13 protein-coding genes and 1 tRNA gene are annotated in these 17,307 nt (G+C 38.1%); 10 read left to right on the top strand and 4 right to left on the bottom strand.

What is annotated here, in order from left to right; translation table 11 throughout:
- Positions 1–72: 72 nt before the first annotated feature.
- The 8 genes from H6F39_RS12505 (at position 73) to proC (ending at position 8,744) form a co-directional block, all read left to right on the top strand.
- Complete coding sequence (locus H6F39_RS12505; protein WP_137906798.1) at positions 73–1,722, top strand: PfaD family polyunsaturated fatty acid/polyketide biosynthesis protein; 1,650 nt, start codon at positions 73–75, stop codon at positions 1,720–1,722.
- A gap of 96 nt (positions 1,723–1,818) precedes the next feature.
- Positions 1,819–3,147, top strand: a complete 1,329-nt coding sequence (locus tag H6F39_RS12500) for a condensation domain-containing protein (RefSeq protein WP_190396800.1) — start codon at positions 1,819–1,821, stop codon at positions 3,145–3,147.
- A complete protein-coding gene (locus H6F39_RS12495) occupies positions 3,148–3,465 on the top strand; it encodes an acyl carrier protein (RefSeq protein ID WP_190396799.1) in 318 nt (105 codons plus the stop codon).
- Positions 3,466–3,604: 139 nt separating this feature from the next.
- On the top strand, positions 3,605–5,464 hold the full coding sequence (locus H6F39_RS12490) for a hypothetical protein (protein ID WP_190396798.1): 1,860 nt from the start codon (positions 3,605–3,607) through the stop codon (positions 5,462–5,464).
- 327 nt (positions 5,465–5,791) lie between these two features.
- Positions 5,792–6,070 carry a transcriptional coactivator PipX gene (gene pipX / locus H6F39_RS12485; RefSeq protein ID WP_028082939.1) on the top strand — a complete coding sequence of 93 codons (279 nt, stop codon included), beginning with the start codon at positions 5,792–5,794 and terminating at the stop codon, positions 6,068–6,070.
- Entirely contained in the window at positions 6,067–6,756 is a 690-nt protein-coding gene (locus tag H6F39_RS12480) for a YggS family pyridoxal phosphate-dependent enzyme (RefSeq protein ID WP_190396797.1), read from the top strand. Before pipX ends, H6F39_RS12480 begins: the two co-directional genes overlap by 4 nt.
- A gap of 456 nt (positions 6,757–7,212) precedes the next feature.
- Entirely contained in the window at positions 7,213–7,809 is a 597-nt protein-coding gene (locus H6F39_RS12475; protein WP_190372443.1) for a cell division protein SepF, read from the top strand.
- A gap of 119 nt (positions 7,810–7,928) precedes the next feature.
- Positions 7,929–8,744, top strand: a complete 816-nt coding sequence (proC, locus tag H6F39_RS12470) for a pyrroline-5-carboxylate reductase (RefSeq protein ID WP_190396796.1) — start codon at positions 7,929–7,931, stop codon at positions 8,742–8,744.
- Positions 8,745–9,202: 458 nt separating this feature from the next.
- On the opposite strand, the gene H6F39_RS12465 is transcribed toward proC, so the two are convergent.
- From H6F39_RS12465 to H6F39_RS12455, 3 genes are read right to left on the bottom strand one after another with little or no spacing between them, the layout of a single operon-like run.
- On the bottom strand, positions 9,203–10,006 hold the full coding sequence (locus H6F39_RS12465) for an inositol monophosphatase family protein (protein WP_137906792.1): 804 nt from the start codon (positions 10,004–10,006) through the stop codon (positions 9,203–9,205).
- A gap of 28 nt (positions 10,007–10,034) precedes the next feature.
- The gene (locus H6F39_RS12460; protein ID WP_228036446.1) at positions 10,035–10,604 is read right to left on the bottom strand and encodes a thermonuclease family protein; all 570 of its coding nucleotides are present in this window, start codon (positions 10,602–10,604) and stop codon (positions 10,035–10,037) included.
- 31 nt (positions 10,605–10,635) lie between these two features.
- Entirely contained in the window at positions 10,636–11,004 is a 369-nt protein-coding gene (locus H6F39_RS12455) for a 2Fe-2S iron-sulfur cluster-binding protein (RefSeq protein ID WP_028082833.1), read from the bottom strand.
- A 161-nt stretch (positions 11,005–11,165) separates the two neighbouring features.
- Between H6F39_RS12455 and H6F39_RS12450 the strand changes: the two genes are divergently transcribed.
- Both H6F39_RS12450 and H6F39_RS12445 read left to right on the top strand, forming a co-directional pair.
- Positions 11,166–11,252: transfer RNA gene (locus tag H6F39_RS12450), tRNA-Ser, on the top strand.
- 75 nt (positions 11,253–11,327) lie between these two features.
- On the top strand, positions 11,328–11,858 hold the full coding sequence (locus H6F39_RS12445; RefSeq protein ID WP_137906790.1) for a ComEA family DNA-binding protein: 531 nt from the start codon (positions 11,328–11,330) through the stop codon (positions 11,856–11,858).
- Between the two features lie 865 nt (positions 11,859–12,723).
- Here the strand turns inward: H6F39_RS12445 and H6F39_RS12440 are convergent.
- Entirely contained in the window at positions 12,724–16,881 is a 4,158-nt protein-coding gene (locus tag H6F39_RS12440) for an S-layer family protein (protein WP_190396795.1), read from the bottom strand.
- Positions 16,882–17,307: the final 426 nt, after the last annotated feature.

Here is a 17,307-nt window from a genome sequence, read left to right as displayed (position 1 = left end):
ATAGGCATCTCGTACTTAAATACACAATAGTTTAGTTATCTGAGGTCAAATAAAGTGTTTAATTCCGAAAGTATGTTGAACAAATACCATCAAAAACTCAAATTTTCTCCGGCAATGAACAATAATTATCAAGGATGGCAAGGCGATTTAAATACTGTATCTTTCGATGCAGAGAACATTAAAAATAAACTGATGAATTTAGATTATCCTTGTTATATTCTGAATAAAGAAGGACAAATTGGGATTAGTAATGTCGGAAGTTTATCCTATAGTGCTAATGGTAAAACTAAGCAATTAGAAATGCTTTTAACTGTTCCTGCTATTAAGTTTCATCAATTAGGTGATCCAAGCTTTCTAGAGTTTTATGGCGTAAAATACGCATATATGACTGGTGCAATGGCTCAGGGTATTGCATCAGAAGAAATGGTAATTGCTTTGGGAAAAGCCAACATTTTAAGTTCCTTTGGTGCAGGAGGTTTATCTCCTAATCGTGTAGAAACAGCAATTGATAAAATTAAACAAGTTTTACATAACAAATCCTATGCTTTTAACTTACTTCATAGTCCCAGTGAACCTGCTATTGAACGTCGTTTAATTGATTTGTATTTACAGCATCAAATCAGAATAATTGAAGCCTCTGCATTCTTAGATTTGAGTGATAATATAGTTTACTATCGGTCTGTTGGTCTGAGTTTAAATTCAGCTAATGAAATTGAAATTAACAATAAAATTATCGCCAAAATTTCCCGTCGAGAAGTTGCTACTAAGTTCCTGCAACCTGCACCTACAAAAATTCTGAAACAATTAGTTGAACAAGGATTAATTAGCGAATTACAAGCTAATCTGGCGGCTAAAATTCCTATGGCTGATGATATTACTGTAGAAGCAGATTCAGGAGGACATACAGATAATCGTCCCTTGGTTTGTTTATTACCTTCTATTTTAGAATTAAGAGATGAAATTCAGCGTCAATATAATTATGAAAAACCTGTAAGAATTGGTGTAGCTGGTGGTATTTCTACACCCCAATCAGCACTAGCAGCTTTAATGATGGGTGCTGCTTATATTGTCACTGGTTCTATTAATCAATCCTGTATTGAAGCTGGTACTTCTGAATATACAAAAAAGTTATTAGCTGAAGCAGAAATGACGGATGTAATGATGGCTCCAGCGGCTGATATGTTTGAAATGGGAATAAAATTACAAGTTCTTAAAAAAGGAACTCTCTTTCCCCTCCGCGCTCAAAAACTATGGGAATTATACAAAAACTATAATTCAATTGCAGAAATTCCCCCGGATGAAATAGAAAAATTAGAAAAACAAATTCTGCGAAAAACAATTTCCGAAATTTGGCAAGAAACAGCTACTTATTTATCTCAACGTCACCCGGAAAAATTAAGCAAAGCAGCTAATAATCCTAAAGTAAAAATGGCATTAATATTTCGCTGGTATTTAGGACTATCTTCTCGGTGGTCTAATACTGGAGAAAAAGGTCGAGAAATTGACTATCAAATTTGGTGTGGACCTGCAATGGGAAGTTTTAATAATTGGGTGCGTGGTTCTTACTTAGCAGATATTAATAATCGTCAAGTAGTTGATATAGCCGATCAAATTATGACGGGTGCTGCTTATTTATATCGCATTCAAAATTTGAAAATTCAAGGTTTACAAATGCCAGAAGAATTTAGTCAATATCATCCAGTATCTAACTTAAATAAATAAGCAAGTTTGTAGTTAGTGCTTTGGTGCTAATAGTGAGGGATAAATCCCTCACTACCAACTATTTTGATATTTCTGATTTAGCAAAGGGTGATAAATGTGGCTATACTTAGGAAATTGGGACAGCTAGAACAAACAATGGAAATCCTGAATCAACGAGCTAAAACATGGAACTTAGTTACTATTAGTCGTATTCAGGGAAATATTCAAGAAACAGTTCTTAGACAGTCTTTAGATATTATTCAATATCGTCATCCTGTCCTTAATTCTCATATTATTAACTCTGATAATTCCTACTATTTTCAGTCCGCAGGTATAAGAAAACTTCCTGTAAGAGTTGTTAATCTTGTAGAAATTCAGGAATGGGAAGCGGTCGTTAATGCAGAAATGAATCAAGTAATTGATAGTAGTAAATATCTACTAAGAGTTGTACTTGTAAAAGTATTAAATGAGCCGAATATCAATTATCTGATTACAACTACACATCATGCTATTACTGACGGTTTATCAAGCATCGAACTTCACTCAGAAATTTTAACCTATTGTCAAGAAATCACTGAAGATAAATCTATTCCAGTAGTTAATACTTTAGAAAATATCCCACCCATTGAAAAACTATTACCGTCATGGACAAATAGTTTTCAAAACAAACTATCTAGAATTGCTTTATTATTAAATATCGCACTTCAAAAATACTTGAATCCTCCAAAAACATTAAAAGTAGAAAATTATGTTCCCATTTCTCAGCGTCGTTGTGAAATTATTCATAGACAACTTAGCGAAGAATCAACCCAAAGGTTTATTCAAAAATGTAGACAAGAAAATACTACAGTACAAAGTGCTTTATGTGCGGCACTAATGTTAACAGTATGCAAACAAATTACTCAAAGCTATGAAGATCATATTAAAGTTAGTTGTTTATCATATATTGATTTGAGAAAAAGGTTAGAACCTAAAATTAATGCGGAAAATATGGCAGTTTTAGCAACATCTTTGATGGGATTTTATAGAATTAAGAATAATATATGTATTTGGGAATTAGCACGGAACATTAAAAAGGATTTAAATAAAAAAATAAATCAAGGGGAGATATTTAACATGATATTTCTCGCTAAACACCTGATAAATTTTGCTTTGCTCTTCCCCAATCAAGTATCGGCTACAATCTCAGTTTCTAATGTTGGTAAGGTCAATATTCCCTGTGTTTATGGTGAATTAGAACTAAAAGAAATCAGTTTTGTTGGTTCTCATGCTTTATATGCAGGAATGTTTATTGTTCATGCTGCTACTTTTCAGGAAAAAATGACCCTAAATTTTGTGTTTTCTCAACCGGCAATTAATCGTCAAACTATGGAAAAAATTGTAGATGATTGTATATCAGATATGATGAAAATCTCCTCTCATTCGTCAATAATAGGAGCTGCATAAATGAATAATAAACTAAATAATAGTTTATCCACTTATCTATCTAAAAATCAAGATAACACAGCTAAAATCCAAGCTTGGTTAGTTTGCGAAATTTCCTCTTTATTAGCAGTTAACCCAGAAGAAATAGATATTCGTGAACCTTTAGATAGTTACGGTTTGGACTCAGCACAAACCATAATTATCGCTAGTAAGGCCGAAAAGTTTTTGGGATGCAAATTATCTCTTATTCACCTTTGGTATTATCCCACTATTCAAGAACTTTCTATTAGACTATCTGAAGAATTAGAAAATTCACAGTCAGAAATTATCCAGCTATAATCTCTACATATTCTGTTTAATTACTGACAATCTAGTTTTTCCTCCTTGATTATTGGGACACTTCGCTAGATTAGGAAAATCCTATCAGCCAGGTGTCCTCTTTCCTAAATTGTTGTTTTTAAATACGAGAAATTTTGTTATGAATGCAGCAGAAATTTTAGCCAAACTTACTCAACAAGGTGTATTATTTTGGGCAGAAAATAGCAAACTTAATATTCGTTCTCCCCAAGGTGTAATTACTCCAGAAATGCAATTAGAAATAGCTAGATATAAAGCAGATATTTTAGCATTAATTCAGGAAATGAATGTTACAGATAACTATACTAATCAAAGTTTAATTCAAGGAATTAGTTTACAAACTATTGGTAAGTTAATTGGTGGTTTTTCTGGAGAATCACCCATTGGATACCAACCTCCAGTTATTAATGCTAAATTCATGGCTGAAAATTTGAAGGTTACTTTTAGACCTTTGCCTGATTATTATGAAAATAAAGCTATTATTAGATTTCGTCAACAATTAATTTTCTATTTGCAAAAGCATGGTGTGAAAGTAATTCCCTGGAAAGAAGCGACAATGGAATTACAACATACTATGAAAATCCCTATTATTAACTGGCATCAATCTTTAAAAATGCAGGTAGTCAAAGCAGATATTGCTGCTATTGTAGACGTGGAAAGACCAAATTCATGGTTAAGGAAATTAGGAATAATTATCGCTGAAAGTTGGTATAAATTATCTTATAGATGGCTAAAGGAAAAACAACAAATGTCTGTTGTGCAAATTGCTAAATTGAGTAGTTGGGCTGAAGATCACGCAGCTAAATATGTGGAAGATCCTACAAATACACAAGTAGTAATCTTGACTGATATAGATGATAAATTTGTTAGCCCAACTACACCTTATACAGAAAAAATTCCCATGGGGATAAATACACTAGTGAAAACTTTTTCAGAAGTTGTTATTGGTATATCCCATGAAAAATTTTCTATTCTGAATATGAATCTCTCTGATTCTAACTTTAATCAGGATGAAGTTGAGGATTTTGCCTTAAAATCTCTGATTCCTAAGATATTTGTCCCTATTACTCCTCTATTAATTAACCGTTTTCAACTGGGAGAATATAATCCTCATTTATCAGATTATGCTCATAAATTGGTGAAAATGGGTGAAGAATTAGCATCTACAGGTTTATTTCCAGCGGGGTTTAAATTAGACAAAGTTATTAAAAGAAAATCCCATAGAGATATTGTCAATGTGATCGTTAATGGCAGAACAGGAGTATCTTATGGTTTTGTAGCTTATGCTGAACCTCCTCATTATGTAGGTAAACCAGAAATCACTATTGAGGAATGGGAAAACTTATTACCTGTACCCGGATTTAGTATTTATGAACTTCGTCAAAATCAAGAAGGTAGACGTTATCTAAAACTAAATATCAACGCAAAAAATAGATTTAAACAAATACCTGATATTTGGCTAGTTAGTTCTCGTTCTGGCGCAAATAAAACAGCTTTAAATATTGATTGTGATGTCCTTCGCATTGGGTTAAAAGATACATTACATCTGCAATTACCATTAGGAAATCAATCAAAAAAGGCAGATATTAAACCTTCCTATGATATCTATGTGATGTTAGCTATTAGTTTAGCAGCGGCTTTGTACACACCAGAATTAATTAAAAATGGTGCGCCCATAGTTCACTTTCATGGCTATCCTGATTTTGATTGGTTTCAAGACAATGAATACTGTGTGGGGATGAATAATCCTGCTGTACCTTGTGGAACTTATGAATCAGGAGTTTTAAACTTTTTAGGAATTGCTAATTTAGGCGATCAAATCATTCATAATGTCAAATTAATTAGCTTAGTAGAACCAGATCATGGGACAAATTTTATTGCTAATGATTGGGAGTATTTAGTAAATAGGTTAAAGGCTGGGTGTGTGATTGGAGAAATTGAATTAGGTGGTAAAAATTTCCCCTCTCTGAGAAATCGGTGACAGGGAAAAGTCAGGGGAATAGGGGAAAAATTTCTTTCTTCTTTCTTCTGGCATTTTTTTTATTCCTGACTCCTGCTATATGCCGGCTGGGTAAATGTCCATCTTTGCGCCATTGAGGGAGAATTGTGGCACGATGGAGGCAGCCATGGCAATACTGCATCAACTTAGGTTATGATCCAAGACAAAAAAGTATTGTTAGCTGTGGGAAATTGTAATAAAATAGTTATTTTCCCATTGTCAACGAAAATTTTGGCGGAAGGGACGTACTATCCTCTGAATGTTAGTTGATTGCAAAACACCCTATATACTCCCAACCTTGACTAGGAAATGAATCCAGAAAACTCAGAAACTTACCTAAATCATCCAACTTGGGGTTTGCTCTATAGGATCAGTATGGTTGATGAGAACCAGGATCTGTTTACCACACTCTATGCCCAACGCCTATTTTTTCTGGTAACAAGTGAACTTAAAGTCCTGAAATTTCAGCCCATTGGCCGCACTGAAGCTAGAATGATGCTGGAAAATCGTTTACGTATTTTGCGCCGCAGTGGTAACTCCCAAGAGTATGATCAACTTCAAGGTGTATTTCAGCGCACGTTCCAATGACTAATTCCATTAGCGATAGCTTCGCTCACCGTAGGCAACGCCTTGCTAATATTCGCTCCTCACTACCCCCTACGGTGAGGTTGATTGCTGTGACAAAAAGAGTGTCTACTGAATTAATGCGGGAAGCATACACCGCAGGAATTCGTGATTTTGCCGAAAGTCGCATCCAAGAAGCTGCCAGTAAACAAGCCGAGTTACAAGATTTATCGGATATTACCTGGCACTTTATAGGACATCTACAAAGTAATAAGGCTAAAAAAGCCTTAGAACTATTTCAGTGGATTCACTCCGTAGATAACTTAGCACTAGCGCAACGTTTAAATACTCTAGCGCAAGAATTGGGAGTGACCCCAAAGGTATGCTTACAAGTCAAAATTCTCCCCGATGCGAATAAATCTGGTTGGATGATTCCAGAATTATTTGCTGACTTGGAAGCACTCAATCAATGTCAAAATTTACAAATTCAAGGTTTGATGACAATTCCGCCTCTAGGGTTGGAATCTGAAGAAATCTTGAAGGTGTTTAATAGTACCTACGAACTAGCGCGAACCATCCAATCACAAAATTGGTCAAATATTACAATGCAGCAGTTATCAATGGGGATGTCTGGAGATTACCAATTGGCAGTGCAAGCAGGGGCGACCATGGTAAGATTAGGTACAATATTGTTTGGACAACGTCCATAGATAACGCTGTAGCTGTGGTAGTGTAGAAGGGATTGACAATCTTTCGAGAATCTATAATCTCCGCTATTGATATAGCGGTATGCAATTAAATTAGATACTAATTTTTATCGCAGAGGCTTGGACAATTAAGGGTTTTACTCTTAACTACTGAAGTCCGCCAGAATTGTCAAAGAATATTATAATCTCATAAATAATGCTGAATTGTAAAAGGGGTGTGACCACCTTTATTTTTAATTATCATTAGGCTATAATCTTAACTCATTGTTATAGATTCGTTAATGTACAAGCATTAACATCAATATCTGTTGATAATTGATCATTTGTACTAAAGAATAAAGTAAGTAGTACAATTTCTAAGTCAAGTATCTACTATAGTTATGAATACTGGCTACAAGGGGCCGAAATGCAACTTATAGCCAGGAAAATTAGGGTAATTTTCATCCGGGAGTGTACAACATGGCCAATATATTTTCTAAACTCAGGGATTTTGTCGGTTTGAATGAGCAGGTAGAATACGAATACTACGAAGAAGAAGCCGATGCCGGCGATAATTATCAGAATGTCTATCAACAACCCAATCCTCAGCCAGCCCCACAGGAAACTAATCCTCCTCGACGTTGGCGGGAAAATCCACCTGCAACTACAGATGAAGTAGCACCAACAGTATCCAAACCTATGAGTAATGTTATTGGTATGCCCGGCGCAATTAATGGAATATCTGAAGTTCTAGTTTTAGAACCTCGGACATTTGAAGAAATGCCCCAGGCAATTCAGGCCTTACGCGAACGCAAATCAGTAGTATTAAACTTGACGATTATGGACCCGGATCAAGCTCAACGAGCAGTTGACTTTGTTGCCGGTGGTACTTATGCCTTAGACGGACATCAAGAGCGAATTGGCGAAAGCATCTTCTTATTTACCCCCAGTTGCGTACAAGTTAGCACCCAAAGCGGTTTAGTACATGAAGTACCGATTAACCAAGCCCGTCCTGCCCGTCCAGCAGCTACAGCAACTTCAGCTTGGGGAAATGAACCCACTCGCATGGCACAGTAGCGCTAAATTAGTCATTAGTTCATAGTTTTAAATCCCCAATTAATTGTATTCGCCCTAGCGTTTCCTAAACAAGGATAATTAACTATTAAGAATTGACTACTAACTAGTGACTAATGACAATGAATATAAAATTTGGCTTAATTGGTGGTGGGATAATGGCAGAAGCCCTATTATCCCGCCTTATTGCAATTGGTACTTATCAACCATCAGAAATTATAGTCAGCGAACCCCAAGGGGAACGCCGCAGCTATTTAGAACAGAAATATGGGATATCTGTAACTACAGATAATAGTCGGGTTTTAGGGGAAGCACAGGAAGCTGTTATGTTGGCAGTCAAACCCCAGATATTTACTACTGTAGCTCAGGAATTAGCAGATATTTCCCCGGCAGAAAATTCACCTGTAATCATTTCTATACTGGCGGGTGTAAATTTAAAACAATTGGAAGCAGCCTTTAGCCAATTCCCGATAATTCGGTCTATGCCTAATACTCCCGCCACAGTAGGCGCGGGAATAACGGCGATTTCTTTAGGTGCTTATACTTACGCTAGTCATAAACAAATAGCAGAAAAGATTTTTGCCGCTGTGGGGGAAGTGGTGGAAGTTCCCGAAACCTTGATGAATGCAGTTACAGGCTTGTCTGGGAGTGGACCTGCTTATGTGGCATTGATGATCGAGGCTTTAGCTGATGGTGGTGTTGCTGTGGGTTTAACTAGAGCAATGGCACAACAACTAGCTATACAAACAGTATTAGGAACAGCTAAACTGTTACAAGAAACCAAAATCCATCCCGCTGAACTCAAAGACAGAGTTACCAGCCCTGGGGGTACGACTATTGCTGGTGTTAGCGCGTTGGAAAAGGCCAGTTTCCGTTCCGCTGTTATGGAAGCTGTTAAAGCCTCGAAAGAACGCGCTCAGGAATTGGGGAATGGTTGATAGGTGAGGTGAATGTTTCTATTTTTATGGTAGCAAGTACATCATCAGAAATCAGTGAATCATTTCCTTTAAAGCTATATTAATTATTTCTTCACTAACTCCATGATGTTTTAAGTTTTCAATAAAAGTAGAAATTCCCTGATTACGACTTTCTAAATAATATAATATTGTGGCAATGGGGGAGGGAGGATCAATAGGATAATTTTGTTGTTCATAAACTTCTACTAAGGTGGTTAAAATATCTAATTTTTCATATTCTGGTGTATTAGGTTGAGCATCAAAAATTTGTTCAATTGCTTTTAATGCTTGTTGATAATCTGTTTATGTTCTAATGGGTTTTAAGTTCATAATATCAAACCTCCTTCCAGGGAATAAATTCCTTCTCTAATATAGAAAAGTCGGTTTTAACCGACTTATGAAAAAAAGTAAGTTTCTCACCCACAATCATCATAGCAAAATCATGTCCAACTAGATAAACGGGGAACTTTTATTAGTTCTTGACTGAGACTATCATGAAGATGACCATTAGTAGCTAAAATTCTCCCTGATTCAATTTTGATCGGAGTCCCATCATAAGCAGTGACCTTTCCTCCCGCTTCCTGAACCAGTATTATCCCAGCCACAACGTCCCAAGGAGCTATTCCTCTCTCCCAATAACCATCAAGTCGTCCACAGGCTACATAGGCTAAATCTAAGGCGGCTGCACCACCACGACGCACACCCTGGGTAAGATGGGTCAGATGACAAAATTCAGCATAATTATTATCAGCGGTTTCTCGACGATCATAAGCAAATCCACTGGATAACAGGCTTTTATTTAATTCTGCTGTTTGGGAAACATGAATAGGACGACGGTTACGGGTTGCACCTAAACCCGCCCCAGCCTGAAATAATTCATCACGAAAAGGGTCATAAATTACTCCTACTTTGGGTACACCCTGAATCAATAAGCCAATGGAAACAGCAAAACAAGGATATTGATGGGCGTAATTAGTTGTACCATCGAGGGGGTCAATAGCCCAGAGAAAATCATGGTCTTGATTTCCCAGTTTTCCCGACTCTTCTGCTAAAATTGAGTGTTGGGGAAAATGACGACGCAAGACTTCTAAAATTACCTGTTCTGAGGCTTTATCAGCAGCAGTAACTAAGTCACCCGGACGGCCTTTTTCGGTGATTGTGTTTTCTAATTTACCTAAATAATCTTGTAAAACTACACCTGCGGCCAGGGCTGCTTCTGTAGCAATATCTAGAAAAATTTGCATATTTGTTAGTTGTCAGTTGTCAGTGGATTTAACGATAAAGACGACGATACTCTCCAGGAGTGATTCGCATAGGTTGATCAGGGTTCCAGATACCTTTCCCCATGATTCTGGCCCATTGTTGGGCGTGTTCCAAACGTTGGTTATATTTATTATTAGGCGATCGCGCCACAAATAAAGCATATCCTTGTTTAATGATTTCTTCGTTTAACAATAGTTGATCTTTCCATACATAAGCTAAGGTACGGTTAAATTTATCCTTGTTTTCTAGGTCAAATTCCAGTTTTAGAGATTGATTTACACCACCAATCAAGGTTTCTAGTGTTTTTTTTGCATCCTCCCCCCAAGGAGTTTGACCCAGATCTGGAGCGTCTAAACCAATTAATCGGATTTGGGAGGTTAAATTGGGTTGTGTTTCCATTCCCAACACTTCCAAAGTTTGTCCACTCACAACCCGCGCTAATTTGACATCAGAGGGAATTGTTGCGGATTTATTTTGGCTTTGACAACTCACCAAAAATAACAAACTCAACAATATAATTATTTTTATTTTTGTCGCAGGAATGCGAAGACGGAATACAATAGAGATCGTCCTCGCCATGAAATTTGTTAACTTGAACACAGAAAAAGTATTAGTCCTCATCTAAGGGTAAACCCGCTTTAACTCTACCTTTACCAAAGAAGCGCCCAAATTGAAGTTCATAAACTTCATCTTCGTCTTGTGTTTCTACTTCTAAATCAGAACGGGCGTAACTTACACATAATAAGGCGTACCCTTGACGGCGTAAAGCAGGGGAAAGGCCAATGGCTTCTGGTTGATAAATTTCTCCTGATACAACTCTCACCGCACAGGTTGTACAAGCCCCATTACGACAAGAAAAGGGGAGTTCAGCCCCGTTATGTTCAGCAGTGTGCAAAATATAACGGTCTTCGGGAACTTCCAGGGTATGGGATATACCAGTTTGGCGATTATAAACTTTAATGGTGTGGGTTTGAACCATTTTGATTTTTAGCTTTTCCGCTGAGGGGGTGTCAAAGTCTATTATAAGAAAATAGGTGGAAAACCCGGCATTTTCAGGTCAGGGAGTCATGAAAAAAAATATTTTTTTAAAATGCTTGCTTTTTTGAAAATTCTGTTGTAGGATTGTAAAGCGAGACACCTGGAGAGGTGGCCGAGTGGTTGAAGGCGCAGACCTGGAAAGTCTGTTATGCAGTAATGTATACGAGGGTTCGAATCCCTCCCTCTCCGTTCCTAAGTGACAAAAAAGTTCGATTTGATGATGACTAGCTTAGGTAAGAATCACTTATTTATAACTGTAAAAATATGAATAAGTGGCTACCGTTAAATCTGAAATTACAAAAGCTCCGGGTTAAATTACTCAATGACCCCTACTATCGTTTACAATCCGGTGAAGAAGTGCAAATAGCGGCTGAATTGGGTTTGGGGATTGATGCTAATCAAGCGACGGTGGATGATTGGTTGCGTTTACCTGGGTTATCAATTCATCAATGCCGATCTTTGGTGGAACTTTCCCGCGCTGGTGTAGTATTTTATTGTCTTGAAGATGTGGCTGCGGCTTTGGGTGTACCAGTGCAGCGATTAGAACCACTAAAACCTCTGTTAAGATTTAACTATTATGACAATTATTCTTTAGATAAACCCCAACTAATTAATCCCAATACAGCGACGGTTGAGGGGTTGTGTAAAATTCCTTTTATTGATTTATCCCTCGCACAGACAGTTATAGAAAACAGACTGGCTGCTGGTCCTTACCTAAGTTTACTGGATTTCCAAAAACGGTTAGAATTATCAGGGGAAGCGATCGCTCAGTTAATGTATTATTTGCGATTTTAGTTAGTTGTCAATAAATGAACACAAGTTGGTACAATTCTGTTGTAGAACATCGTCAAAGGGTTTTACATAATTTAGCAGATACCCTAAATGCCGGGTTTGTGTACAGGAAGAGAGTGAGTATCCTGTGGTCTTTTTGGGATGGAGGAAATTCGGGCTTACGCAAAATATCTCTCAAACCCTCTTAAATTCCTGTTCTTTGCGTTCTTCGTGGTTCATTCTTCCGTAATTTATACGTAAATTTATATGTAAGTTCTGTTATTCTATATCATTCATAAATCTGATCAGCAAACCTATTTATCATTTTTTATGTATTATAAATATAACTTATATAAAATCTACAATACTTTTAATATTCAGAACTTAGGAAAATTCAACTTGAGATTTTCTTAACAATTAATTGAGAATAATTTTTATTTAGCAACGAGCTTGCAATACTTTCGGCGATTTGCTAGAATTATTGAGAATTTCATAATTGGGTTACTATTGTCAATTTTGTACCCTGCTAAAAAGATGATCTGTAAAAGTCTTTATTTATAGTCGTTTCAGAGATAAATTTTGAAAAAATATACAAAACTTTACAAATTAGGAGTGGTTTGAAAGAGTCAATTGGGAAAAAATTATTCAGCAAATCATGTACTTTGACTATTAGAACAAATATACCATTGACAAATAGGTTAACTTATGGTATGTAGGGTGTGTTAGCGATTAGTAACGCACCATATTATCAAATCATGTAAATTGTCTAATGTGCGGTTATGAATAATTGAATCTTGATCATATCCCATCAATCACAGGATAATTTGATGATGTAGAGACGTTTCATGAAACGTCTCTACAACGTGGTTCAGCTACATGATACCAGAAGCTACGCTAAGGTAGTGATAAAGTTATTGGGTCCTAAAGTACCAATTAAACCTGTCACCTCAATAATGGCATCCGTAGTGGCATTAAATCCTGCGGTAGCGTCATTAATAGCGACAAAAGTACGGGTACCAAAGGTAAATTGAGCAGCAGAGTTAGCTATAAAAGCAGTAGGAGTTAACTTAGCTGTAATGCTTGCTGTATTAAGTGCTATCACAGATCCGGCATTAAAGAATCCGTTGCGAGCAGTGGAAACAAGGAATAAATCATTAGCATTGAAGTCAGTAATCACATCAAAGTTACTGTTATTGATATTGTTACTGAAAACAGAATCAGCTAAAACACGGTAGTCAAAACGGTCTACTCCCAACCCTCCAGTCAGAGTATCTTTTCCCAGCCCCCCGGTTAAGGTGTTGTTAGCACCGTTACCAGTAATGACGTTATTAGCTGCGTTCCCTATACCGTTAATGGCTGCTGCTCCTGTTAGGGTCAGGTTTTCCACGTTAGCAGGCAAAACAGTGTAAGTAACACTAGATTGAATGGCATCTATACCACCGTTGGCACTTTCCGTAATAGTGTCAGTGGTGCTATCAACAATGTAAATATCATTGCCTAAACCACCAATTAAGGTATCTATACCAGCACCACCGTCAAGGGTATTATCAGCACCGTTACCCGTGATGACGTTATTACCCGCGTTACCAGTACCGTTAATAGCTGCTCCTGTTAGGGTCAGGTTTTCCACGTTGGGAGCAGTAGCAAGAGTAAAAGTGACACTAGATTCAATAGTATCTGCACCCTCCTCCAGTTCCTCCGTAATGATATCAGTTGTACTATCAACAACGTAAGTATCATTACCATCTCCACCAATCAAAGTATCAATACCCGCACCACCATTAAGGGTGTTATTGATTTCATTACCTGTAATGATGTTATTACCAGCATTCCCTGTGCCATTGGCAGCCGTTCCTATCAGGTTCAGGTTTTCAATATTTGCAGAGAGAGTATAGTTAGTGGTGGTGTAAGCCGTATCCATGCCTTCGTTGGCATTTTCAATAATGCTGTCACTGCTATTATCAACGAAGTAAATATCACTGCCTAAACGACCAATCAAAGTATCAATACCCGCATCACCGTCAAGGACATTATCGGCAGCGTTACCTGTGATGGTGTTATTAGCAGTGTTACCAGTACCGTTAATTGCTGCTGTTCCTGTCAGGATCAGGTTTTCGATATTCTCAGAGAGATCATAATCAGCGGTGCTGTTAACCGTATCCGTGCCAGCGGCGGCATTTTCAGTAATGCTGTCACTGCTATTATCAACGAAGTAAATATCATCGCCTAAACCACCAATCAAATCATCAATACCTTCACCCCCATTCAGGGTGTCATTACCTGCTCCACCATCAAGGGTATTATCAGCACCGTTACCCGTGAGGACGTTATTAGCTGCGTTACCTGTACCGTCAATGGCTGCTGTTCCTATGAGAGTCAGATTTTCAACGTTGGTAGCAAGAGTCGAAGTAACACTAGTAGATTGAGTATCTGTACCACCGTTGGTAAGTTCTGTAATGGTGACAGTGGTGCTATTTACAATGTAGATATCATCACCTACTCCACCAATCAAATTATCATTACCTGCTCCACCATCAAGGGTGTCATTACCTGCTCCACCAGTTAAGGTATTATTAGCACCATTACCCGTGAGGACGTTACTAACTGTGTTACCAGTACCGTTAATGGCTGCTGTTCCTGTGAGAGTCAGGTTTTCAAAGTTGGCAGCAAGAGTCAAAGTAACACTAGATTGAATGGTATCTATACCACCGTTGGCACTTTCCGTAATAGTGTCAGTGGTGCTATCAACAATGTAAATATCATTGCCTAAACCACCAATTAAGGTATCTGTACCAGCACCACCGTCAAGGGTATTATCAGCACCGTTACCCGTGATGACGTTATTACCCGCGTTACCAGTACCGTTAATAGCTGCTGTTCCTGTCAGGGTCAGGTTTTCCACGTTGGGAGCAATAGTGTAAGTAACACTAGATTGAATGGCATCTATAATACCACCGCTGGAATTTTCAGTAATGATATCATTTGCGTCATCTACGATGTAAGTATCATTACCCAAACTACCGATTAAGGTATCTGTACCAGCACCACCATCAAGGGTGTCATTACCTGCACCACCATTGAGGGTGTTATTACCACTATTACCCGTGATGACGTTATTAGCTACGTTACCCGTACCGTTAATGGCTGCTGTTCCTGTGAGAGTCAGATTTTCGATGTTCGGCCTGGCAGCAATAGAGTAGGTGACACTGGATTGAATTCCATCTGTACCTTCATTGGCACTTTCCACAATAATGTCAGTGCTACTATCAACAATGTAAATATCGTTGCCTGTACCACCAATTAAAGCATCAATACCCCCACCACCATCGAGGGTGTCGTTACCCGCTCCACCGTTGAGGGTATCATTACCAGTTATGGTTTCAATGATGCCTCGTAAAGTGCTACTACCGTAGTCATTCCATGTACCAGCACCACCGAAATTCATCCCCACATAATCTTCATTCCCGGAATTATTTGGTTCATCTGAATACCAATTAGTGTAAGTAGAGGTTTCACCACTCACCCACTTAAACTCGCCTTCTGTCACCTCATCTGTAAACCCAATCCACAGTTGTTCACTACCACCAAAAGTAGTGACTAACCAATCCTGCTCGCCTTGATCATTGATGGTGACAAGATTTCCCCCTAAACTCTGTGCCTGAGTTTGAGCTTGTTGCCATGTTCCAGCAGTGCTTAACAGATATGTATTACCATTGTAGTTGAATAAGGTAGATCCGCCGTAATCTGCGACATCCCCATATAGCATATCATTACCCGCACCACCGTTGAGGGTGTTATTACCACTATTACCCCTAATGGTATTATTACCAGCGTTACCCGTACCGTTAATCGCTGTTGTTCCTGTTAAGGTCAGGTTTTCGATGTTCGGCCTGGCAGCAATAGAGTAGGTGAAACTGGATTGAATTCCATCTATACCCTCATTGGCATTTTCCGTAATGATGTCAGTGGCGCTATCTATAATATAGATATCATCACCTAAACCACCAATTAAGGTATCTGTACCCGCACCACCATTGAGGGTGTCGTTACCCGCAGCACCATTGAGGGAGTCATTACCAGCATTACCAGAGAGTTGGTTATTTTGAGTATCACCAATAATGGTGTCATTTTGACTTGTTCCCAGAACATGATCAAAATTGGTGACTGTGAATGTTCCGACACCATTGATAGTCAATTGTTGGGTTTGTAAATTGAAGTTGATAGAGGCTGCATTCTCCGTAGTAGACACATCAATGGTATTATTAACCGCACTGGCATCAGCAATAATTGTCTCTACTGAAATCAGTTGATCATTTCCCAGTCCACCACCTTTAGTGATGATTCCTGTGGGTGAAAAAGTTATACTTTGACCAAGTTGGCTATAGTCTGCTGTGTCATTACCTGCTCCACCATCTAGGGTGTCGTCACCCGCACTACCTTTGAGGGTGTCATTGCCACCAAAACCACTAACAGTGTTATCAAGTATATTACCATCAAGGGTGTTATTACTATCATTACCATCGATGATGCCTTCCTCGGCTTCAATTGAGAGAGACCAACCACCATCAACATTTCCCATATCACCACGAGTATCATCCACGATGTAGAGCCGCCACTCACCGTTCGGGTCAGTATCGTTAAAGACAGAAAAGTCTGTATTGTAAGGTCCTTCGGGGGCAGGGAAGTCAAAAAAGTCGGGGTCATCAAAATCAAAATCAAAATTAGTTGGCCGATAAGTACCACTGCTAATGGCATCAAAATCAGAAAGACTAGAAGTGGCAGTGGCATCAAAAGTCAAAGTAACGTCGGTTAAACCCGTAAAATCAGCCCCTACATCAGACATCAGGATGCTCTTCGCGCCCGTTGGACTTACTAAAAGCACATCAATGTCACTCGCCCAGGTATGGTTGAGGTTAGTCAGGGTGACTGTTAGCTTAGTCAAGCTACCACTGATTCCAGAAACATTGATAATTGAAGGATAAGGATCACTTGCCCCGCCGTCTGGAATAGAGATGAAGTTAGTGTTACTGAAAGTTGAAATTGCCATGGAGATAACCCTGTGTATTGTGAATGGTTATTTTCTCAATATTATCATACCTGAGAGATAGTTTTGTACTGAGTTTGTACTGAGTTTGTACTGAGTTTGTACTGAGTTTGTAATCGCCTGGATAGCAATAGGATTTAAATATCTATCTTTAGATAGATGATAAATCAGCCTTAAAGTACATAGTTGACATTTACTTACTTGATCTATTAGCTTGGAAAAAGACAATTAACGTTATAAGTAATTGCGTAAAATACCAACATCCCACCATATAGGTGAATAACTAAGTGAACAACTACTTAACAAAAATCAATGTCAAGATCACTGAGAGTTCGTCATGACTGCATTGCCAAAGTAAAATTAGCAGTTACAGACAACGGATACCCTAACCAAAGAGTTTTAGCTCGTGATACAGGATTATCCCTATCT

Origin of the sequence: Dolichospermum sp. FACHB-1250 (assembly GCF_014696335.1) — a bacterium.
Lineage (GTDB): Bacteria > Cyanobacteriota > Cyanobacteriia > Cyanobacteriales > Nostocaceae > Dolichospermum > Dolichospermum planctonicum.
This window is presented reverse-complemented; position numbering and strand designations above follow the sequence as displayed.